We start from the raw sequence: 21,652 nt of genomic DNA, 5'->3' as shown, positions 1-21,652 counted from the left end.
GGTGTGGCCAAAATACTGATTGTTGATGATGACGCGCAGATTAGGGATGTGTTGCGCATTACCCTGAAACAGGCGGGGCATGAGGTGATCGAGGCGGGCGATGGGGCCGAAGGATTGGCCAAGGCCCGTAATGGCAAGGTTGATCTGATCGTGCTGGATATTGGCCTGCCGGAAATGGACGGGCTGCAGGTTTGCAGGCATTTGCGAGAGCAGAGCGAGACGCCGGTGTTGTTTCTGACAGCGCGGGATGATGAAATTGACCGGGTGCTGGCGTTTGAGCTGGGCGGAGATGACTATGTGTCGAAACCGTTTTCGCCGCGCGAGCTGGCGGCGCGGATCAAGGCGATTTTGAAACGGGTCGGGCCGGAGCCTGCGAAGGCCGGGTTGAGCCGCGGGGTGCTGAAGCTGGACCAGGAGCGGCATCTGTGCACGGTGTCCGAGGAACCCGTGGCCCTGACCGGGCGCGAGATGGATTTGCTGGCGCATCTGATGGCGCGGCCGGAGCATGTGGCGACCAAGGCGCAGTTGGTGGATTCCGTCTACGGTCCATCGTTTCACATCTCGGACCGGACGTTGGACAGCCACCTGCGCAACCTGCGGGCCAAACTGGCCAAGGCAGGCTGCCATGAGGCGATTGAAACCGTGCACGGCGTCGGGATCAGGATGGGCGCATGTCAAAGCAGATAAGGCAGAAGTGGCGACCGCCTCTGGCCCTCGTGATCGGGGGCACCTTGGCGGTAATCTTGTGCCTGCCGGTGATTGGCATCGGGTATCTGCGGCTGGCGGGTGGTGTTCTTGGTTGGTTGGAAACCGCACAACTGTTTGGTCTGATGGCCGCAATTGCGACCCTGATCCTGGGGTTTTTGCTGTGGCGGTTGGTTTTGCGACCGGTTTACAAAATGACAGCCCATGCCGATGCGTTAAAAGACGGGCGCGATGATGCGCCGATGCCCGAGCATTTCGGGACGCCCGAGTTTACCGCGCTGGGGCGGGCCATGCAGGATATGGCGACCACGTTGCAGGACCGAGAGGCCGGGCTGCGCGCCTACACGGATCATGTGACACATGAGTTGAAATCCCCCCTGACCAGCCTGATTGGCGCGGCAGAATTGCTTGAGGTCGAGGTCGATGCCGAAGACCGGGCGCAGCTTGTTGGGACGATCAAGCAATCGTCGCAGAAGATGGATGAGCTGCTGCAAGCGCTTAGGCAATTGGCTGCCGCACGTGAGCCGGTGGGCCGGGGCCCCGTACGGGTGGCCGAGGTCGTTGCTGCGCTGGCGAGGGATATCGATGTTGAGCTTTCAGGTGATGTCATGGTGCCAATTGATCATGAATCGTTAGAGGCGGTGCTGACGCATCTGGCGCAAAACGCAGCCGCCCATGGCGCGGGAAAGGTGACAATTACCTGTGAAGAGCGGGCCTTGCGCGTCTCGGATGACGGGCCGGGGATTGCGTCAGGGAACCGGGAGCGGATTTTTGACCCCTATTTCACCACTCGACGCGAGGCGGGTGGTACCGGCATGGGACTGGCGATTGTGCGCACAATGTTGCGGACAGTTGGCGGGGATATCGAATTGGTGCCCTGCCAAAAGGGTGCGGCCTTCAGACTTCGTTTTCCGGAGTGAAACGGGTTTGGCGAGATGACCCTGTGGTCAAAATTGAAGCGAGTCGCGGGTCAGGGCGCGCGTTTCGCTTTGCGCCAGCCGCTCCACGATCTGCACAGGTGTTAGGCCGTCGCGCTGTGCCTTGTCCCATATCTTGGCGCAGGACCGGGGTGACCAAGGGCGTGCTGCAGTGCTTAGCCATGAGCGGAGTTCAGGTGGAAGACGATCATAGGCTTGCATCGGATCACCCGCGCGCCGTCGACGCTTGAGCCGTGTTGCGCCCAAATTTCTGTTCATGCCGTTGCCTCGCTTGGAGCGTCCTGAATGATTTGAGTGGCTCGCAGCATGTCGAAACTGCGCTGCAACTCTGCCCGCGCCAGATCTTTGGCAATCACGACGATGCGCGAGGTGCGATCTCCTGCGGGCCAATCGCTCAGTTGTACTGGCGGATCAAAGATGTGTTGCACGCCGTGGAAAACAAACGGCCGGTCAATCCCTTCGAGAAAGACAATGCCTTTGACCCGTAGGATGTCGGGCCCTTTCAGGGCGATCAGCGTATCCAGCCAAAGATCAAAAGCGGCGTCCTTTAGTGGCTCGTTGAACACCATCGAGACGGATTGAATGCGCGGATCATGTGGCGAAAACGCCGGCTCTGTTGTGGTGGTCGCGAGGCCGGAGAGGTTTGCCAGCGGGTCTGCCTTTACAGGGGTCAACCAGTCCAACGCTTGCGTGGCAGCAACATCGCGCCGCAAACCACTCAATCCGAACAGGGTCTTAACAGGAACTTTACCTTGAGTAGCCTGCACAATGCGCGCGGTCTGGTTCAGTTTGCGTAATCGGTCCTGAAACGATTTGACCGCAGTTTTTGATACCAGATCGACCTTGCTGAGCACAATCAGGTCCGCCATTGCGACCTGCGAAACAGCTTCGAATTGCGCGTCTAATGTGGCTGGACCTGCCGCCGCGTCTGCGACCGTCACAATCCCATCCATCCGAAGGGTTGTCGCCAAAGTAGAATCAACCAACAGTGTCTGCAAAATCGGGGCTGGGTCGGCCAGGCCGGTGGTTTCAATTACAACCCGATCAAATGCCACATTTCCTGCGTCACGTCGCATCAGCAGATCGCCAATTGTCTGTGCCAGATCCCCCCGGATTGAACAGCACAGACAGCCTGATTGCATCAGCACGATGTCGTCTTGTGAGGTTTCAATCAGGTCATGATCAAGGCCCGCCTCGCCAAATTCATTAACGACGACGGCAACGCGGCCTGCCGCGCTGTCTTTGAGAATGGAATTGAGGAGGGTCGTCTTCCCGGCGCCAAGGAACCCGGTGAGCAAGGTTACGGGAAGACGGTTATCAGAGTTGGTCATGTGTCGCGCATAGTTATATGTAATGTTATAATATAACTATGATTGGGCAACTTCAAGACCCATAGCGGGTGATGAAGTTTTTAAAGTGGTGCTACTCGAACAGTTCCAGACTTTTGCCCAGTGCGGTCAGGCCAGCCGGGATCAGATCCTGCGCCTGGTAGGTGCTGTGGGGAACGCTTTGCATCTCAAGCGCGGTGGCATAGCCCTCTGCAATTTCTTCCTCATCCGAGATCAGCACGACGCTTTGACCCAGCCAGTATGGGCGGGCAGCCATCAGTTCAGCGCCGATCAGGTGGCCGGTTGCCGCGGCGGTCCTGGCTGAGACTTGCGCCTGGCGCAGGTGGGAGGCGAGACGCTCTGGGCGGCTGAGGCTATCGAATAATGCGCCAGCATCCGGTGGGAAAGCCCCTCCGAAAGCATCGATCAGTCCGGGGCTGAGGAAGCTTTGGCAACTGACAGCTTCGTTTGCACTGATGTGAATCCAATGGCTGATGCCACTTGAAATCGCGCAGATCACGCCGTCCCAGTTGGGTTTGTCGGCAGCAAAACCGGTGCACCACAAGCGAATCCAAGCACCGATGATGTCGGGCGGGGAGGCTTGCTCAAAGCCGGGCAAGCTTTGGCCATCTTCTGGCGTCAGCTTGGCGGGCAGTTTTGCAGGGGTGCCATCGCCGATGCGGATGGCCTGATTGGCTTCAAAGTCCAGCGCGGCTAGGGCGGATTTTTCATCCTCGGCCGTGGCGGAATTGATCAGTGTTCCACCGTCCATGGCATAGGCGGTGACAGTTTTTCCGGTGGGGCCAAGGGCGATCCAGCGGGTCATCAGCGCTGCATCTGATCCACGACGGCGCGGACATCATACCCGGCCTTGTCAGCGCAGCCGATAATTTCGTCGCTGTCCAGGCGGCCCACTTGCGTGATCGCCCAGATCATGGTGCAACGCGTTCCGGTGCGGCAATAGGCAAGGATTGGTTTGGGCAGATCGTGCAGAGCCTTGTCAAAAGCATTGAGGTCGTCTTGACCAACACCACCCGAAACGATGGGCACGCAGGTGAACGCAAGGCCCTCTTGCTGTGCGGCGGTTTCGATGTCGCACAGTTCAGGTTGACCTGGCTCCTCTCCATCCGGGCGGTTGCACATGATCGAGCGGAACCCAGCCCCGGCGATATGGGGCACATCGGCTGCAGTGATCTGGGGGGAAACCGAGACATCATCAGTGAGTTTGCGCAGGTCCATCAGAGCCTCCTTTGCTGTAGCCTTTGATATGTGCAGAAAGCCCCGCGAAATTCAATGGCGATTTGGGCGTCACTAGCGTTGACATTTCAGCGCATGCGCCCAAACGTGGGCCGGTCACATTTCAGGCAAATCACGGAGGAAATGGCAATGAGCGGCGCTTGGGAGTTTTGGGTCGACCGGGGTGGCACGTTCACCGATATCGTGGCGCTTGATCCCGAGGGGGGCGTTCATACGCATAAGCTGTTGTCAGAAAACCCTGAACGCTATCGAGATGCGGCGGTGCAGGGCATTCGCGAGTTGATGCAGGAGGACGATGACTTTGCTGATGGCTCCATTCGCGCCGTAAAGATGGGGACTACAGTGGCGACCAATGCGCTGTTGGAACGTAAGGGTGAAAGGGTACTGCTGCTGATCACCAAGGGGTTTCGCGACCTGTTGTTGATTGGGTATCAGACCCGTCCGCGCCTGTTTGATCTGGAGATTAAGCGGCCTGATTTGCTCTATGAAGACGTGGCGGAACTGGATGAACGTCTGGATGCGGATGGCGCGGTAGTGCGCCCGTTGGATGAAGAGGCTGCGCGGGCCGTGTTGCAGGCGGCCTATGACATGGGCATTCGGGCGGTGGCGATTGGTGGTTTGCACGCTTATCTGAACCCTGCGCATGAGGAACGGGTGGCTGAGATCGCCGCCGAGATTGGGTTCACCCAGATTACAGCAAGCCATCAGGTCTCGCGTTTGGCGAAATTGGTGGGGCGCGGGGATACCACTGTGGTAGATGCCTATCTTTCACCAATTTTGCGGCGGTACGTCGATCAGGTTGCCGGAGCGCTGGATGTGGGGCGGGCCTGCGAGGCGCTGTTGTTCATGCAATCCAATGGCGGGCTGACCGATGCGGGTCTGTTTCAAGGCAAAGACGCGATTCTGTCCGGTCCGGCGGGAGGGATCGTCGGCATGGTCAAAACCGGTGAGGTCGCGGGCCATGACCGGTTGATTGGCTTTGATATGGGGGGCACCTCAACCGACGTGAGCCACTATGCCGGCGAGTATGAGCGCAGTTTCGAGACCGAGGTGGCGGGTGTGCGGATGCGTGCGCCGATGATGGATATTCACACAGTGGCGGCTGGGGGTGGCTCGATCTGTACGTTCCGCGATGGGCGGTTTCAGGTGGGGCCGGAAAGTGCGGGTGCTGATCCGGGGCCTGCCTGCTATCGTCGCGGTGGGCCGTTGACCGTGACCGATTGCAACGTGATGCTGGGCAAATTGAACCCGGCGCATTTTCCGCATGTGTTCGGGCTTGAGGGCAATGAACCGCTGGACGCGGATGTGGTGCGCGAGAAGTTCGCGGCTTTGGCGGCACAGGTTGCTAAGGAAACCGGCGAGGCGACACGATCGCCCGAGGATATGGCCGAAGGGTTTTTGCGGATTGCCGTGGATAACATGGCCAATGCGATTAAGAAGATTAGCGTGCAGCGGGGCCATGATGTGACGGGTTACACGTTGCAATGCTTTGGCGGTGCAGGCGGGCAGCATGCTTGTCTGGTGGCCGATGCTTTGGCGATGCGTAAGGTATTGATCCACCCACATGCCGGGGTGCTGAGCGCTTATGGTATGGGGCTGGCCGAGATCCGGGCGCTGCGCGAGGTGCAGATGGATGCGCCGTTGGAGCATGTTGCACAGGCCGAGGCTGCCTTGGCCAAGATCGCAGAGGCTGCAAAAAAGGAAGTGGCTGATCAGGGTGTGGCTGATATCCGAATCGAACGGCGGGCGCATCTACGCTATGATGGCTCACATCAGGCGCTGGAGGTACCGTTTAGCACGGCAGGCCAAATGCAGACTGATTTCGAGGCGGTGCACCAACAGCGCTTTGGTTTCCACTCACCAGAGCGGGCGATCTTGTTCGAGATGCTGAGTGTTGAAGCCATCGGCCAGACCGGTCAAGCGCCGCAGCCAGCGTTGCCGAATGGTGATGGGGCGGCAAAGGCGCAGATTCAGATGCATGTCGAAGGTGGCGTGCAAGATGTGGCGCTTTATGAGCGGGATAACTTAGACCCACTGATGACGGTTCAAGGGCCTGCAGTGATCACGGAATCCACTGGGACCAATGTGATTGAACCAGGATGGGCGGCCTCGGTTGATCAAATGGGGAACCTGATTTTGGAGCGGGTCACGGCGAAGGCCCGTGAGCAGGCCGCAGGAACGCAGGCTGACCCGGTGTTGCTGGAGGTGTTCAACAATCTGTTTATGTCGGTCGCCGACCAGATGGGGGTGACGTTGGCCAATACTTCGTGGTCGGTGAACATCAAGGAGCGGTTTGATTTCTCTTGCGCGATCTTTGATGCGGCGGGCGATCTGGTGGCGAATGCGCCGCACGTGCCCGTGCATCTGGGTTCTATGTCCGACAGTGTGCGCACGGTGATGCGGCTGAACCCGGATGTGCAGCCGGGTGATGCGTTTATGCTCAATTCGCCCTATAACGGCGGCACCCACCTGCCGGATGTGACGGTGATCACGCCGGTGTTTGTCGAAGGCAAGCCGGAATTTTGGCTTGGGTCGCGCGGGCACCATGCCGATATTGGCGGGCGGACACCGGGTAGCGCGCCACCTGACAGCACGCATATCGACGAAGAGGGTGTGCTGATCGACAACGTCAAGCTGGTGGATCAGGGCACCTTGCTGGAAGCAGAGGCCGAGGCGGTGCTGGCGTCATGCAAATACCCCTGCCGCAACATCCCGCAGAACATGGCAGACCTGAAGGCACAGGTCGCCGCGAATGAGACCGGGAGGCAGGAATTGCTGAAGGTGGTTGATAACTTCAGCCTTGATGTGGTGCGCGCCTACATGGGACATGTGCAGGACAACGCCGAGGAATCGGTGCGCCGGGTGATCGACCGGATGAAAGAAGGCGAATACACCTATCATATGGACCACGGTGCGGTGATCGAAGTGAAGGTCACTGTGGACCGCGAGGCGCGCGAGGCAGTGATTGATTTCACTGGCACAAGTGCACAGCACACCGGGAATTATAACGCGCCGAAATCGATCTGTGGGGCGGTGGTGCTCTATGTCTTCCGGACGATGGTGGGGGCGGATATTCCGCTCAATGAGGGGTGCTTGAAGCCGCTCAAGATCATCATCCCGGAAGGGTCAATGCTTAACCCGGTCTATCCAGCGGCGGTGATTTCGGGCAATACCGAGGTGTCGCAGGCCACTTGTAACGCGCTTTACGGCGCGTTGGGGGTGATTGCCGGATCACAAGCGACGATGAACAACTTTGTCTGGGGCAATGACGAGTTCCAGAACTATGAAACCATCGCCGGGGGAACCGGTGCCGGACCGGGTTTCAATGGCTGTGACGCGGTGCAAAGCCACATGACCAACACCCGCATGACAGACCCGGAGGTGCTGGAAAAACGCTTCCCCGTGCGGCTGGAGGATTTTGGTGTGCGCGATGGATCAGGCGGTGCTGGTGAATGGCGCGGCGGCCATGGTGTAATCCGCCGAATGCGATTCCTGTCGCCGGTGACGGTGACGACGCTGAGTAATCACCGGATCATTCCGCCGTTTGGAGTTGATGGTGGTGCGCCTGGAAAGGTTGGCCGTAATTGGGCCGAACTGCCGGGTGGTGAAATGCGCGAAATGGCGGGCAATGATGAGATCGAGCTGCCAGAGGATAGCGTGTTCGGTATGGAAACCCCAGGCGGGGGTGGGTGGGGTGCGATGTGAGTTGCGCCTTTTTTCACGAAAACTGGACCAGGTATCTGATTGAACTCAAAGGGTTGGCGAAATTCTGGATGTAATGTGTTATCGTTGAATGTATTTGTAACCGGGGAGAGACATGTCAGTTAAATTTGTTGTTGGATATGACGGAAGTGTGTCGGCGAAACGTGCGCTTAATTTTGCGGTCAATCGCGCAGAAACTCTGGGCGGGTCAGTGGTGGTGGCTCATGTTCTGGAATGGGCACCGTATTCGTTTTTGACACCGAGCGAGTTAGATGAGCGACACAAGCGCCGCCAAAAAGAAATCAGCCGTGCCAAAAAGGCGGTGATCGATCCTGTGATGGAAGAGGTGTCAGGGAAGGGCATCAGCATTTCATCCGAGATCCGCTATGGCAAGATCGCCGATATCTTGAGCGAAATTGCCAAGGAGACTGAAGCTGATCAGTTGGTCATTGCCCGCAGCAGCCAAGACGGATTGAGTGCCCGGGTCTTTGGCTCGGTCGCCAACTCACTGGTCCAATCCGCGCCGGTTCCTTGTACCGTGGTGCCTTAGTCGCTCTTGGAGAGCAAGAACTCCAATTGCAGCCAGAAAAACACCAAACGAGATCACCGCTGCCGGTACATCGGATGTCTTTCATCTCGAAAGAATGAACGTTTGATATTCATGCAGCAAACTGCTTCGAAACAACTAATTCGAACCGCTTTCGCTGTTTCGCTTTTTTCCCCGGAGTTCATAGGGGGAACTGCCAAATTCGGCGCGGAAACATTTGGAGAAATGGCTTGTTGATGTGAAGCCCGTTGAGAGTGCGATTTCAATGACCGGAAGATGAGATTGCACCAAAAGCCGATAAGCTTCGCGTAGCCTCAAGCGCGTGTAATGTCGTTTTGGCGACGTGCCCAAATACTTGTTGAAAAGTCTTTCAAGTTGGCGTGTCGACATGTTGACGTTTTCAGCTAAACGGGCAGGGGAAACAGGCTCATCTATCGTGCGCTCCATTTCTGCGATGACCTTTGATACAATAGGGTGTGCGACAGTCAGGCTGTTCGGTATTGTTATGTCGACCGATTTCTGTACCTGACGCAAAGGTGTGTAGCACATCGATTCTGCGACGAGATCAGAAAATCGTTCTCCATGGTCTAGTGCGATGAAATCCAAAAACAGGTCGATACCGGACACCCCGCCGGCGCTGGAACAGCGCAAGCCCTCAGAAACATGCGTGCGGCGGCTGAGCTCAAGTGTTGGGAAAAGCTCTTCAAACCCACTATGGTACCAAGCATTCACAGCAGCAGGCACATCATTGAGCAGCCCGGCGCTGGCCATGACGATCGCTCCTGATCCCAACCCTGCGACACGCACGTCTCCGCGTGCCAAACGGCTTAGCCAGACCTTGAGGGGACCAAGCTCTAGATCAAACACGCCTTCGCCAGCCACAATCACGATGTCGGTTGCTGTGCTTATCTCCTTGATGCTGGTGTCGACATGAGTTTCGTGGCCGATGCTTGAAATGACCGGGGCCTCGGTCAGGCCGCAAAAGCACCAGTCGTAGATTTGTTTGCCTGCAACAAGGTTAGCGTTTTGAAGTGTGTCAAGTGCAGAATGCAGGGACAGCGACGCAAACCCTTTAAGCAAAACGATATGGAAAACACGTGAAGGTTCAGATCCAGGTGTTGTGGCAGACGGCGTGTAGCTGCGCTTGTGTTGTTCTTCTTGCGCCAATTCATCTCCATGTCGTTCAAGGGCCAAAGATGTATCGACAGTATTGATGGTGCTTTGGCCCCGCAAGATATGGAGTGCGGGAAAAAGTTAATAGATTGAGGAAACGAAACTTGAACTAAGGATGAGAGTGCTAGTTTTTTGGAAGGTTGAGTCCGTTAGGCATATTCTAGAGTAAAATTTTCGGTCAGGGCGAATTCACCTTAATTGTGCACATCAGGTCACCGGCGTCGATAACTTGACACTCAAAACCTATGCCTCACCAGATGTTTCTAATATTCGAATGCCGAGATCCAGCGCATCGGCTGTGGTTCCTGAAGCAAAGCAAAATTCTTCCCAAGCGGTTGCCGGGAAAATGAAACGAGTTTCGTTTGATTGAATGGATATGTTTTTCATAAAGTGTTTCCAGCCATCTAGACTTAGCAACGCGTTAACCACGGCATCAACTTCGCCCTATTCTAAAAGGTCTAAATCTGATGTTAGGTTTTCAGATAACAGCCTTCGTATCCTTCCAATGGAGTACTGTTCTTCATCAGGACGCGGAATTTTAAGATTGCTTCGTAAGGTGTCCGAATAAGTTCGGAACTCTGCGGCCAAAATCCGTCTTAGAGGCATTCGCTTTGTGTCAAGTTGCCGCTTATGCTCTGCTTGCGAATGTTTGGCATTGATATGTAGCGTACATATGATTCCAAAGAAGCCAACAACTCCAACAATTGTTGTTTGAAAGCACTCGAATAAATCGACAACTTTCGGGTTTATCAAGCGTACACCTAACTAAAATATGAAATTTTCCGAAAATCTAATATAGGCGCTTTGCAAACTAGTATTCGCCCCCAAAATTGGGACTCGTGCGGCTTACGTAATACTTGCAGCAGTCAAATTAATTTACTGCTGCGCTTTGTACCGCGCGGGATCCCAGGCTTCGAGAACTTTGCTGTTGTCGTCGCTGTCGTATTCGAACAGCTCCGCTTCTTTCACACCCGGAATGGTGCCAAACTCTTCGGCCAACTGTTTCGGGTACCATGTCGGCGAAATTTGACCGGGCAGCACTTGGGCCAGAACGCGCGATGTGCCGTGGGCGCATTGCGCCTTGGCGACGGCACCGTAGTTCATCACGATATTGAGCGCCTTTTCAGCCTGCTGTGGCGTGACGATCAGTTCCTGCACTTTGACGTGAAAGGTCTGGCGCGCGTGATAGCGGGTATAGACATTGGCCACCATAGGCGTAGCCCCAAAGATCACGTCGTTTCGTTCCGGAATGGTTTCATGTTTGAACGATCCCGCAGGATCAAAAATAACCCGCTGCGAACCGTTGACCATCAAAGATGTATGCGCACCTTTGCCGGTGCGGTTGTTGATCATGGTGTAGAGGGTCAGTTTGGGCGGGCCGTCGTGGCGATAGATAGATTTGGCCACCACATCATCGGGGGCCCAGATCGATTCGCCGACACAACCGGACAACATGACAAATGCGCAAAGCGCTAAAGCTACACCACGCATGATGCCCCCTGAAACAGATTAAATGACGTGATTAGCCGCCGACAATCGCTAGGAAGATTAGGAACAAGATGATCGCAACACAGGAATAGGTCGTGGCTTTTACAAAGCCGTTGAAAGTGTTTTCCTGAACGTCGGTGTTCATTTCACCATGTGTATGTTCGGACATGTTGGATCCATTTTCTGAGTGAAGGCAATTTCGAATTTTTGGCTGGATACTGCATTTTGGATGGCCTGTCACCACCCAAGCTGCGAGAGGCGTCAGGCTTTTTCCAGATCCTGCGCTAGGCGGAAGCCGATGCGGTTGGGTTCGGACTGTTCAACCTGCTTGGGAAGGGCGCGCAGCATGACGCTAAGCTGGCTGACGTGTTGAACAAGCTGGGTTTTTGCACCGGTAGGGTCACTGCCATAGAAAGTGATCACATCGGGATCGAAATAACCCATGCCTTCAATCCGCAAGACGCCGGCGTCGCCACCGGTAAAGCCCATGGCGACCTCATGTTCGTTGTCTAGTGTTTTCTCGAAATTCTGGATGTACATGATCAGCCGTTCATAAGCCCACTGCGCGGGGCTTTTTTGCTCGACTGGTTTTTTCGCGACGCTCTCGGGCTGTTCGGGGGGGCAGCGTTCCGGGTCGGCATGGACCTCGTGGCAGCGCGGCATAGCTGCAGCTTCGGCCAGTTCGGCGGAGGTGTTGATTTCGTCGTTCATGGTCACTCCTTCATCTGCCAGACCCAGGCCCCGTCGGCGCGGGCGGTACGGGTTACCTCCCCAGCCTGATGCAGATGATTAAGATGTGCAACCGCTTCGACCAAAGCGTGCCCATATGTGCCACCATCGATCTTGCGTTTGAACAGTGGAGGGAAACAGTCGGAGGCGATACGCGGCTCAATTAGATGTTTGCGCAGGCGTTTGAGCGCGCCGTGGTGATTTTCGCTGAGTTGATCCATGCGATGGGGCAGACCGGTGAAGGGTAGCTTGTGCCCGGAGAGCACCAGATGATCTTCGCGCGCCAGTTTGGCGAGCCGCGCGCAGCTTTCCAACCAGTCCGAGAGCGGGTCTGCCTCAGGTTCGGTCGGGTAGACGCCGATGTTGGGGCTGATCGATGAGATAATTTGATCGCCTGCAATGACCAGATTATCGTCCCGGCTCCAAAGCGTCAGGTGTTCAGGCGCGTGACCATTGCCGATATGAACTTCCCAGATGCGACCACCTGCGGTAAGCGTGTCGCTTTGTTTCAGGCGGGTATAGCCGACTGGAAGAGGCGCGCAGACATCGCTGAAGTTGAACGGACGGTCATTGATGCGTGCCCTGATGATGGCCGGGTCCATGCCTGCCCGGGTCCAGAAGGTGACCGCCTGTTCTGTGGGGCGTTCTTCGGTGTCGAGGATCAGCATGCGCGCCATCAGCCACGAGGTGCGGCTCATTGCCAGTTCTGCCCCGAACCGTTGCATCAACCAGCCCGCCATACCGATATGGTCAGGGTGGTGGTGGGTCAGGATCACGCGTTTGATTGGTTTGCCCTTGAGCGGGCCGCTCAGGATCTGCTCCCACAGCGCGATGGATTTGCGCGACTTCACGCCGGTGTCGACGATGGTCCAGCTGTCACCTTCATCCAGCGCGTAAACATTAACATGATCCAGCGCCATTGGCAGCGGTAGGCGAATCCACAGGACTCCTTCGGAGACTTGAAGGCTTTCTCCGTGTGCGGGGGGCGTATCCCATGGGGTTTTGAGCATATTCATCCGGGCCTGTTACATTGCCAATTCGTCGGTGGACAATGCGTAAAGATCATCGGCCCCGGCCAGCGCATGTATGAGCAAGGCGGCGTGTTCAGGCAAGAGGCGGGTGATAAAGAACTTCGCCAGCTTACTGCGGGGGCCTGTCCCACCCTCGGCGATTGCAGCCTGCAAATGTACATATCCACCGATGACGCGCGCAAAGGCCTGCAGAAATGGCACCGCACCGGCAAAGCGTTGGTTCAGCTCAGATTGGGCGACCATCTGGTCCACCGCTTCGCGCAGGGTTTCGCAGGCGTCCCAGACTGGCTCGGCCAGTTCTGGCAGTTTGGCGCGCGCCGCTTCAGCGAAATCTTCGATCTCATCCAGCAGGGCGTTGGCGGCATCGCCATCGTCCATCAGTTTACGGGCGACCAAATCCATCGCCTGAATACCATTGGTGCCCTCGTAGATCGCGGTCACACGAACGTCGCGATAATACTGCGCAGCACCGGTTTCTTCGATGAAACCCATGCCTCCGTGGACCTGCACACCCATCTCGGCCACGTTCATGCCAACGTTCGTTCCGTAAGCTTTGGCGATTGGGGTCAGGAAGGCAGCACGGGCGGCCCAGTCCTTGGATCCAGTGGCATTTTGCATGTCGATGGCAATTGCGCAGGATAATGCGATGGCACGGGCGGCGAATATCTCGGCTTTCATGGTGGTCAGCATGCGGCGCACATCGGCATGGTCTGCGATGGTGCCTGTGCCGCCTTCAACCGGGGTTTTCCCCTGTTTACGTTCCAATGCATAGCTTAATGCGTGTTGGTAGGCCCCTTCGGCTCCACCGATGCCCTGACCGCCTACGCCCAGACGAGCATTATTCATCATGGTGAACATGGCGCGCATGCCGCCGTGATGTTCGCCCACCAGCCAGCCGGTTGCACCGTCATATTGCATCACAGCCGTGGGTGAGCCGTGAAGACCCATCTTGTGCTCTAGGCTGACCACATGCAGGCTGTTTGCCGGACCAGGATTGCCATCGGCATCCGGGATATATTTGGGCACCATGAATAGGCTGATACCCTTGGTGCCGGGGGCGCCATCGTGCAGGCGCGCCAGCACCAGATGGCAGACGTTTTCGGTGAAATCATTGTCGGCCCAACTGATGAAGATCTTTTGCCCGTTAATTGCATAGGTGCCATCGCCGTTATCGGTGGCTTTGGTTTGCAGTGCGCCAACATCTGACCCGGCTTGTGCCTCGGTTAGATTCATCGTGCCGGACCATTCGCCGCTGATCAGCTTGGGCAGGTAGAGCGCCTTGATTTCGTCGCTGGCATGTTCATCAAGCGCTTCGATCTGGCCTTGCGACATCAGCGGGTTAAGCTGCAGGGAGAGGCAGGCCCCGCTCATCATCTCGTTCACGGCTGTGGTGATGGATAAGGGCAGACCCATACCACCAAACTCGGGGCTGGCACTGATCGAGATCCAGCCACCTTCGGCAATCGCCTTGTAGCCTTCATCAAAGCCGGGGCTGGCGCGAACCACACCGTTTTCCAGATGGGCAGGGTGCAGATCGCCGTTGCGCTGCAGCGGGGCCAGCACGTTTTCAGCCATCTTGCCCGCCTCGGACAAGATGGCGGAGATCAGGTCTGGGCTGGCCTCGGAAAACGTCTCGGTCCCGGTCACCTGTTTCAGGCCGACCACGTGATCAAACAGGAAGGTATAATCCTCGATCGGGGCGCGATATGGCATTTGGCTCTCCAGCGGTTCACGGTTGGCATAAGGCTTGGCAAGCTAAGTGGCGACCTATATGCACTCTTAAGTCTTGCCTTAGACTAATCCAGCCCTTGGCACCATCAACCAAAACGCCGCGTCAGAATTGAAAATGCATATTGAGACCGAACTCCTGAAGGCCGATTTCCAAGGTTATGTCCGCGCGACTGAGATACTCCGCTCTGGTGGCTTGGTGTCTCTTCCGACTGAAACGGTTTACGGATTGGGCGGTGATGCGCGCAATGATCACGCTGTTGCGCAAATCTTTGAGGCCAAGGGGCGCCCGCAATTTAATCCGTTGATCGTGCATGTGCCGTCAGCAGAGGTCGCAAAAAACTATGTGCAGTGGTCTCATGAGGCAGAAGTGCTGGCCTCGGCTTTTTGGCCTGGGGCGATGACTTTGGTCCTGCCAATCCTCCCCGAGGCCGGGATTTCGCCGCTGGTGTCGGCAGGTCTGCCAACGCTGGCGATCCGGGTGCCTGCGCATCCTGTGGCGCAGGCGTTGTTGGAGGAATTTGACGGGCCTGTTGCTGCGCCCTCGGCCAATCCGTCGGGGCGGATTAGTCCAACCACTGTTGAACATGTGGTGACCGGATTGAATGGCCGGATCGCGGCGGTGCTGGATGGCGGTGCCTGCGAAGTGGGATTGGAATCCACGATCATTGGGCTGGGGGATGAACCAACTCTGCTGCGCCCGGGCGGGGTGCCCGTTGAGGTGATTGAAGCGGCGTTGCAATGCACGCTGCGCCTTCACTCCGAGGGTGAACCGTTGACGGCCCCCGGTCAGATGACCTCGCATTACGCACCCGGCGCAGCAGTGCGGTTGAATGCCACTGAACGGATGCTGGGGGAATTGCTGCTGGGATTTGGTGATGTGGACTGCGATCTGAACCTATCCGCTGCCGGAGACCTGACCGAAGCTGCCGTCAATCTGTTCCATCATTTGCACGCGTTGGACGCTAAGCGTGCATCGGGGATTGCCGTGTCTCCGATCCCGGAGACTGGGTTGGGTCTGGCGATCAATGATCGTCTGCGCCGTGCGGCGGTCCCGAGGGATTGAGAATTGAGCCGAGGTGAAGCTTGGCCCACGGGTTAATTGAACAACGCCTTTGTGAGCGGGCAGCTCGCTTGCATCAGCCCCTCAATCACGTTGAAATGGTTGAGCCCCGGGTCGACAATGTGTTTGGCGTCCCACGCCTCAGCCAGCCACCGCGCTTGATCCAGAAATACAGGGCGTTCTTCTGCGCCGACCCAGACGGTTACGGGAATATTTGGCGCGGGCATCAGGGCGGGGCTTTCGGCCTCGGCGGCGGCCATGTCGAGTTTGAAGTCTTCGTTCATGGTAAGATTGAGGAGCGGGCGCAGATCCGAGACGGGTGAAATTGGCACAATGTGTCGGATGCGAGCAGTGACATTATCCGGGAGCATGCTCTCGGTGCCCATTCTGGCGACCAAGTGCCCCCCGGCGGAATGGCCAGTCAGGATGATCGGGCCATGGACAAGTGTCGCGGCCTTGTCTACTGCGCGGGCGATCTGCTGAGTGATCTCGGCGATCCGCACGTCTGGGCAAAGGTCATAGGAGGGCATGGCCACCACCCAGCCCCGGGCCAAGGGGCCGGCGGCGAGGTGGGACCAAAAGGTGCGGTGGAACTTCAGCCAATAGCCGCCATGCACAAAGATGACCAACCCCTTAGGTTCAGTATCTGGTAGAAACATATCAAGCGCCTGACGCTTGCTGTCGCCATATGAAATGCTGGTTTCTACCTTGCCCTTCTTCCGCATCTTGGCGCGGAAGGCACGGGCTAGCGTTGACCAGCGTTCAGGGTAGTCATCTGCCCCCGGAATGTAGGGTGCATTGGCGTAGGCATCATCCCAGTTCATTTTGTTCCCCAAAAGTGATACTGGACAAGCCTTACGCAAGATGCTTTGGCTTTGCGAGATTTAAAAACAAATGACATGCAAGGGGTGCGCCATGACTGCGACAAATTTGAAATCACTGTTGAAGGATCCCAGCCTGCTGGCTGAAAAGGCCTATGCCGGTGGCGAATGGGTTGAGGGCGACAATGGCACATATCCGGTGAGCAACCCGGCGCGCGGCGATGTGATTGCCAATGTTGCCGACATGTCACGAGCACAGGTGGCGGATACCATCGCCAGTGCAGAAGCGGCGCAAAAGGAATGGGCCAAATGGACCGGCAAGGAACGCGCAGGCGTTCTGCGCAAGTGGTTCGATCTAATGATGGAAAACGCTGATGATCTGGCGATTATCCTGACGGCTGAGCAGGGCAAGCCGCTGGCTGAAGCCAAAGGTGAGATCGGCTATGGTGCGTCGTTCATCGAGTTCTTTGCTGAAGAAGCCAAGCGCATCTATGGCGAGACCATTCCCGGCCACCAGCGCGACAAGCGCATCACAGTGATCAAGCAGCCAATCGGCGTTGCCGCCTCGATCACACCGTGGAACTTCCCGAACGCGATGATCACTCGCAAGGCGGCCCCTGCACTGGCTGCGGGCTGTGCCTTTGTAGGTCGCCCGGCAGCGGAAACGCCTTTGTCAGCAACCGTCATGGGCGTTCTGGCCGAGCGCGCGGGCATCCCGAAAGGTGTGTTCAACATCGTGACATCCTCGCGCTCGTCTGAAGTGGGCAAAGAGTTCTGCGAAAACCACGCGGTGCGCAAACTGACCTTTACCGGATCAACCGAAGTGGGTCGTATCCTTATGCGCCAGGCGGCAGATACGGTGATGAAATGCTCGATGGAGTTGGGTGGTAACGCACCGTTCATCGTGTTTGACGATGCCGATCTGGATGCGGCTGTGGACGGCGCGATCCTTTGTAAGTTCCGCAACAACGGCCAAACCTGCGTTTGTGCCAACCGGATCTATGTGCAGGCCGGCGTCTATGATGAGTTTGCCAAGAAACTGGCCGAAAAAGTCTCGCAGATGAAAATCGGCGATGGTCTGGAAGAGGGGACAATCCTGGGCCCGCTGATCAACAGCGATGCCATCGTAAAGGTGCAGGAACACGTCGCCGACGCCAAGGCCAAAGGCGCCGAAGTTCTGCTGGGCGGTGGTGAGCCGCTAGAGGGCAAAGGCTTCTTCCTGCCGCCAACCATCGTGACCGGCGTGACCCAAGACATGATGGTTGCGCAGGACGAAACCTTTGGTCCGATGGCGCCGCTGTTTAAGTTCGAAGACGAAGACGATGTGATCGCCATGGCGAATGACACGATCTTTGGCCTCGCAAGCTATTTCTACGCCAAGGACCTGAGCCGCGTTTACAAGGTGTCAGAAGCACTGGAATACGGCATCGTTGGCGTGAACACAGGCATCATCTCGACCGAGGTGGCCCCATTCGGTGGCGTCAAACAATCCGGTCTGGGCCGCGAAGGCAGCCACCATGGTATCGAAGATTATCTGGAGATGAAATACATCTGCATGTCGGTCTGATCGATCTGAAGAGCTTTAAAAACGCCCCATCCATTTGCTTGGGTGGGGCGTTTTCTTTTTAATCTTTTTGATCTCGCCGTGCCTGATAGGCGGCTAAAGCACGCAGGCGCCCTTCGCTCAGGTCCACGATAGGATCAGGATAAGGCAGGTTTGGTGTTAGGTGCCAAGAACGTGGACAAAACTCATAGAAAGAACTTGCTTCAGACCCGGGGTCTGGCGATAGCTCTGAGACGAAACGTGTGATGTATGCGCGATCCGGATCAAATTTTTTCGCCTGTGTTTCGGGGTTGAATATGCGAAAATAGGGCGCGGCGTCGGGGCCTGAACCTGCCATCCATTGCCAGCCCATAGCATTTGAGGCCGGATCCCAATCGATCAGGCAGTCCTCGAACCACTTTTGCCCGATCCGCCAGTGTTTCATCATATGTTTGGTTAGGAAGGACCCAACGATCATGCGGCTGCGGTTGTGCATGTAACCGGTCAAATACAGCTCTCGCATCGCTGCATCTACCAGTGGTATGCCGGTGCGGCCCTGTTTCCACCGCAGGACATCTTCATCGTCTTCCTCTGACCACGGAAAGGAATCCCATTCCTCGCGCCAGTTGCGGGTGGTGATCTGTGGGCTGTGATAGGCCAGATGGTAGGCAAACTCGCGCCAGACCAATTCTTTCAAGAAACATTCGGCCCCCGGCGCACCTTTGTGCCGCGCCCGCATTCCGGCGTGCCAGATGGTGCGAGGGCTGATCTCGCCCCATGCAAGGTTTTCAGACAGGCGAGATGTGGCGGGTTCCGCCAGAAAATCCCGGCGTTCTTTATAGGCCTTGATGGGGCCGTCAAGAAAGGTGTTCAGACGTTGCAACGCCGCTGCCTCTCCGACAACAGCGTGCTGGGCGATCACCTGTGCCCCCCGGTTCATGGCGCTGCCGAGCGCCCAATTTGCGATGTCTTCGCTTTGGGGCCAGTTTGTAGACGCAGCCAGCTTTTCAGGAGTAGGGCGCGGGAAGGGGATGTTCCGATCTTTTACCGCGCGCCAAAAGGGGCTGTAGACTTTGAAGAATCCTCCTTGTTTGGTCTCAACCACCCAGGGTTCAAAGAGCAAATGCCCACGAAAGCTGCGCGCATTATACCCGGCAGCTTTCAGTGCAGTTTTGACCTCGGTGTCGCGGGTGATGGAGTTGGGATCGTAGGTGCGGCCCCACCAGATGTCTTGGGCACCGGTTTCTTGGGTAAGCGTCAACAAGCATTCTTTGGCCTTGCCCCGTCGCAAGATGAGGCGCGATCCCAATCTTTCTAGCTGTCTACGAAATTCCTGCAGCGCTTCGCCCAAACGCCATTTCGGCGCGGCACCATAGGTCTCAACCACCTCATCCAAAATAAAAACTGGGATGATCGGTCGACCGCTACGCACGGCTGCGTCAAGCATCGGATGATCGGCCAGACGAAAATCTTTGCGAAACCACAATAGGATAGGTGAGTTCAAAGCGATTGATCCTTTGCTGCGGTTCAATTGTGAATACGTCACAGAGAAAGTGCCAGATCAAAATGGCTTCTGCGAGAAATGCAGAAACAGAAAAGGCCCCAGTGGGGCCAGTTCTTGCGATACGGTTTGCTCAGTTTTTGTAGCCGGGATCGCGCTGGTCGAGCATACGAATGAGGCCTGCCCATTCAGTTTTGCCGTCGTAGTTGTAGTGCTCTGACTTTGCCATCTGATCCTGATAGCGAGCGATCTTTTGCGGATCGATCAGGTGCAGGTCACGGCCCATCGAGAGGGTTTTGATTTGGCTTGAACAGGTTTGGCGCAGAAAATAGGCGCGAAAGAACGCTTCGGCCGCGGTGGTGCCAAGGGCGTAATAGCCGTGGTTGCGGCTGATCAGGATCTGATTTTGGCCGAGTTTCGCAACGAAGTGTTCGCCGAACTCATCGTCTTCTTCGAATTCATATTCGATATATCCGGTGATGTTGCCCAGATAGACCGCGGGTTGATTCAGCGGCATGATCCCGTCCTCAATCGAGCTGACCGCCATCACCTCTTCTTCGTGACCGTGGACAAAGAACATGGTCTCAGAGCGTGAGCCGAAGATCCATTGACACAGGTTTTGCACCCCGTCGTTGAGCCACGGGCCATCCGGGTCTACGGGTTGCCCGTCCGGGCCGATCTTGATCATGGCAGAGGCCGTAGCCTCCTCCCAGAACATGCCGTAAGGATGGACAAGATAGTGGTCTGGTTGGTCCGGCACGCGGGCTGCGACAGCGCCATTGGCCAAATCGGACATGCCGTAATGCGCCAGAATACGGAAGGTGGCAGCCAGATCGACGCGGGCCTGCCATTCGGCGGTGCTACATGAAGATCGGGTGTGTTGAGCGGCGAGTGTCATTGGGCAGTGTCCTTTGCAAGAGATCGTTCAAGTGTGCGAATGGCAGAGTGAAGATCGTCACGATCCGAATAGATGCCTTCGATGAAGCGTGTGCCGCCCTTGGCGTCATAGCCGTTGCGACCATGCAGGGCGCGGCGGTTGTCGAAGGTCAGAAGATCACCCGCGCGATAGGCGAATTCCATCTGGTATTCAGAAGCCTGCGCCCGTGCAGTGAAGGCGCGGTAGCTGCGGTAGGCACGATCCTGATCAGTGAGTGACGCCACAAGTGGAGCACGCAGCCAGGTGTTGTAACGAATACCGGTGACTGTGCCGTGTTGATCCTGCTCAATAACCGGCCCCTGCGCGTTGTAGCTGCTGGATTTGGAACGGTTGTTGTACGTCCAGTTTATCTCGCACAGGGCTTGGAAATGCTCGGGTTCTTCGCGGCGCAAGTCCTCGGCCACGCGATAAGCATCGACATAAATGCCCTCACCGCCGCTGGTGCTGTTGCCACGACAGAACAGGAATTGCAGCCCATGCGGGCACTCGCGTGTCGGCATGTCGATATGCTGCATCAGCGCACCTGAGGTAAAAGCATTGCTGTCCGGGTCATCCTTGATTTCCAGGGTATACATGCGGCCAAAGTTGGATTCCCGAATGGGGCCGACACGTTCAACGATCTGCATCAAAAGCCCATCTTGGTTTGGCAAACTTTCCAGCCGGGCGACGCCGTAGTCGCGCAAAGCAACCAGCCATTTTAGGAATGTTTGTGGATCTTCAAGCGCGATGGGGCCGTCAAACGTGGGCGGTTCGGGTTGCTCGACCCCTGCCCAGAGAACGGCGGTGCTCTGCGCAGGTTGATCTCCGAACCATGCAATGCCACGCAGCCAGCCGGGGTGGAAAACACTGTTGGAACGGGCGGGCGACCAGTGCACCTCGATTGCGCCGTTGGGGGCTATTGCTGCGTTCGCGACTTGCAGATCCTCTGGCAGATCCAGCGGCGTGAGAGTCGCCTCACGTGACATGGGATGGAGTGTCTCGGGGGCTGGGTCATTCTCTGCCAGCAGGAACGGGTGATACAGGCTTGTCTGTCCATCTGACCAAGTGATGGAAAGTGCGCCGTTTTCCACCACGACATCGGTTGGCGTGTGTTTGACCGGCCAGGTTTCGAAGTCTGGGGTTATGGGTGATCTGTGTTCGTGTTTCATCGCCGATGCCCTT

21 protein-coding genes are annotated in these 21,652 nt (G+C 56.7%); 6 read left to right on the top strand and 15 right to left on the bottom strand.

Annotated features, from left to right (window positions below; genetic code table 11):
- The first annotated feature begins 3 nt into the window (after positions 1-3).
- A complete protein-coding gene (locus ROA7450_RS17180; protein WP_085807180.1) occupies positions 4-687 on the top strand; it encodes a response regulator transcription factor in 684 nt (227 codons plus the stop codon).
- Positions 672-1,625: a sensor histidine kinase gene (locus tag ROA7450_RS17175; protein WP_085807179.1), complete on the top strand. Its 954-nt coding sequence runs from the start codon at positions 672-674 to the stop codon at positions 1,623-1,625. The genes ROA7450_RS17180 and ROA7450_RS17175 overlap by 16 nt, the downstream gene beginning before the upstream one ends.
- A gap of 27 nt (positions 1,626-1,652) precedes the next feature.
- Here ROA7450_RS17175 and ROA7450_RS17170 read toward each other — a convergent pair whose 3' ends face one another.
- The 4 genes from ROA7450_RS17170 to ROA7450_RS17155 form a co-directional block, all read right to left on the bottom strand.
- Positions 1,653-1,901 carry a DUF6525 family protein gene (locus ROA7450_RS17170; protein WP_085807178.1) on the bottom strand — a complete coding sequence of 83 codons (249 nt, stop codon included), beginning with the start codon at positions 1,899-1,901 and terminating at the stop codon, positions 1,653-1,655.
- Positions 1,898-2,974 (bottom strand): CobW family GTP-binding protein, encoded by a 1,077-nt coding sequence (locus tag ROA7450_RS17165; protein ID WP_085807177.1) that lies wholly within the window; start codon positions 2,972-2,974, stop codon positions 1,898-1,900. The genes ROA7450_RS17170 and ROA7450_RS17165 overlap by 4 nt, the downstream gene beginning before the upstream one ends.
- A gap of 91 nt (positions 2,975-3,065) precedes the next feature.
- Positions 3,066-3,797 (bottom strand): 2-dehydro-3-deoxygalactonokinase, encoded by a 732-nt coding sequence (locus tag ROA7450_RS17160; RefSeq protein ID WP_085807176.1) that lies wholly within the window; start codon positions 3,795-3,797, stop codon positions 3,066-3,068.
- Positions 3,797-4,210 (bottom strand): protein tyrosine phosphatase family protein, encoded by a 414-nt coding sequence (locus ROA7450_RS17155; RefSeq protein ID WP_085807175.1) that lies wholly within the window; start codon positions 4,208-4,210, stop codon positions 3,797-3,799. Before ROA7450_RS17155 ends, ROA7450_RS17160 begins: the two co-directional genes overlap by 1 nt.
- A gap of 147 nt (positions 4,211-4,357) precedes the next feature.
- On the opposite strand from ROA7450_RS17155, the gene ROA7450_RS17150 reads away from it, so the two are divergent.
- Positions 4,358-7,933: a hydantoinase B/oxoprolinase family protein gene (locus ROA7450_RS17150; protein WP_085807208.1), complete on the top strand. Its 3,576-nt coding sequence runs from the start codon at positions 4,358-4,360 to the stop codon at positions 7,931-7,933.
- 112 nt (positions 7,934-8,045) lie between these two features.
- Positions 8,046-8,480 carry a universal stress protein gene (locus ROA7450_RS17145; RefSeq protein ID WP_085807174.1) on the top strand — a complete coding sequence of 145 codons (435 nt, stop codon included), beginning with the start codon at positions 8,046-8,048 and terminating at the stop codon, positions 8,478-8,480.
- A gap of 135 nt (positions 8,481-8,615) precedes the next feature.
- Here ROA7450_RS17145 and ROA7450_RS17140 read toward each other — a convergent pair whose 3' ends face one another.
- The 7 genes from ROA7450_RS17140 to ROA7450_RS17115 all read right to left on the bottom strand — a co-directional run bounded on the left by ROA7450_RS17140 (position 8,616) and on the right by ROA7450_RS17115 (position 14,611).
- A complete protein-coding gene (locus ROA7450_RS17140) occupies positions 8,616-9,710 on the bottom strand; it encodes a GlxA family transcriptional regulator (protein ID WP_143534509.1) in 1,095 nt (364 codons plus the stop codon).
- Between the two features lie 183 nt (positions 9,711-9,893).
- Positions 9,894-10,037 carry a hypothetical protein gene (locus ROA7450_RS21055; RefSeq protein WP_159454092.1) on the bottom strand — a complete coding sequence of 48 codons (144 nt, stop codon included), beginning with the start codon at positions 10,035-10,037 and terminating at the stop codon, positions 9,894-9,896.
- Positions 10,038-10,526: 489 nt separating this feature from the next.
- Positions 10,527-11,141 (bottom strand): hypothetical protein, encoded by a 615-nt coding sequence (locus ROA7450_RS17135; RefSeq protein ID WP_085807172.1) that lies wholly within the window; start codon positions 11,139-11,141, stop codon positions 10,527-10,529.
- A gap of 31 nt (positions 11,142-11,172) precedes the next feature.
- Positions 11,173-11,307 carry an aa3-type cytochrome c oxidase subunit IV gene (locus ROA7450_RS17130; protein WP_085807171.1) on the bottom strand — a complete coding sequence of 45 codons (135 nt, stop codon included), beginning with the start codon at positions 11,305-11,307 and terminating at the stop codon, positions 11,173-11,175.
- Positions 11,308-11,399: 92 nt separating this feature from the next.
- Positions 11,400-11,849, bottom strand: coding sequence for a DUF6173 family protein (locus ROA7450_RS17125; RefSeq protein WP_085807170.1), 450 nt, complete (start codon positions 11,847-11,849; stop codon positions 11,400-11,402).
- Between the two features lie 2 nt (positions 11,850-11,851).
- Positions 11,852-12,883 carry an MBL fold metallo-hydrolase gene (locus tag ROA7450_RS17120; RefSeq protein ID WP_085807169.1) on the bottom strand — a complete coding sequence of 344 codons (1,032 nt, stop codon included), beginning with the start codon at positions 12,881-12,883 and terminating at the stop codon, positions 11,852-11,854.
- A gap of 9 nt (positions 12,884-12,892) precedes the next feature.
- The gene (locus ROA7450_RS17115; protein ID WP_085807168.1) at positions 12,893-14,611 is read right to left on the bottom strand and encodes an acyl-CoA dehydrogenase family protein; all 1,719 of its coding nucleotides are present in this window, start codon (positions 14,609-14,611) and stop codon (positions 12,893-12,895) included.
- A 133-nt stretch (positions 14,612-14,744) separates the two neighbouring features.
- Between ROA7450_RS17115 and ROA7450_RS17110 the strand changes: the two genes are divergently transcribed.
- Positions 14,745-15,692 (top strand): L-threonylcarbamoyladenylate synthase, encoded by a 948-nt coding sequence (locus ROA7450_RS17110; protein WP_085807167.1) that lies wholly within the window; start codon positions 14,745-14,747, stop codon positions 15,690-15,692.
- 32 nt (positions 15,693-15,724) lie between these two features.
- Here the strand turns inward: ROA7450_RS17110 and ROA7450_RS17105 are convergent, their stop codons facing one another.
- Complete coding sequence (locus tag ROA7450_RS17105; protein ID WP_085807166.1) at positions 15,725-16,513, bottom strand: hormone-sensitive lipase; 789 nt, start codon at positions 16,511-16,513, stop codon at positions 15,725-15,727.
- A gap of 91 nt (positions 16,514-16,604) precedes the next feature.
- Here ROA7450_RS17105 and ROA7450_RS17100 point away from each other — a divergent pair, with 91 nt between their 5' ends.
- Entirely contained in the window at positions 16,605-18,077 is a 1,473-nt protein-coding gene (locus tag ROA7450_RS17100; protein ID WP_085807165.1) for an NAD-dependent succinate-semialdehyde dehydrogenase, read from the top strand.
- A gap of 58 nt (positions 18,078-18,135) precedes the next feature.
- Here ROA7450_RS17100 and ROA7450_RS17095 read toward each other — a convergent pair whose 3' ends face one another.
- From ROA7450_RS17095 to ROA7450_RS17085, 3 genes are all read right to left on the bottom strand, one after another.
- Positions 18,136-19,563, bottom strand: coding sequence for a cryptochrome/photolyase family protein (locus ROA7450_RS17095; RefSeq protein WP_085807207.1), 1,428 nt, complete (start codon positions 19,561-19,563; stop codon positions 18,136-18,138).
- A gap of 124 nt (positions 19,564-19,687) precedes the next feature.
- Complete coding sequence (locus tag ROA7450_RS17090) at positions 19,688-20,452, bottom strand: class II aldolase/adducin family protein (protein ID WP_085807164.1); 765 nt, start codon at positions 20,450-20,452, stop codon at positions 19,688-19,690.
- A complete protein-coding gene (locus ROA7450_RS17085) occupies positions 20,449-21,639 on the bottom strand; it encodes a clavaminate synthase family protein (RefSeq protein ID WP_085807163.1) in 1,191 nt (396 codons plus the stop codon). Before ROA7450_RS17085 ends, ROA7450_RS17090 begins: the two co-directional genes overlap by 4 nt.
- Between the last annotated feature and the right edge of the window lie 13 nt (positions 21,640-21,652).

Source organism: Roseovarius albus, assembly GCF_900172335.1.
GTDB classification, from domain to species: domain Bacteria; phylum Pseudomonadota; class Alphaproteobacteria; order Rhodobacterales; family Rhodobacteraceae; genus Roseovarius; species Roseovarius albus.
The sequence above is the reverse complement of the archived record's forward strand: the minus strand, read 5'-3'. Positions and strand labels throughout refer to the sequence as shown.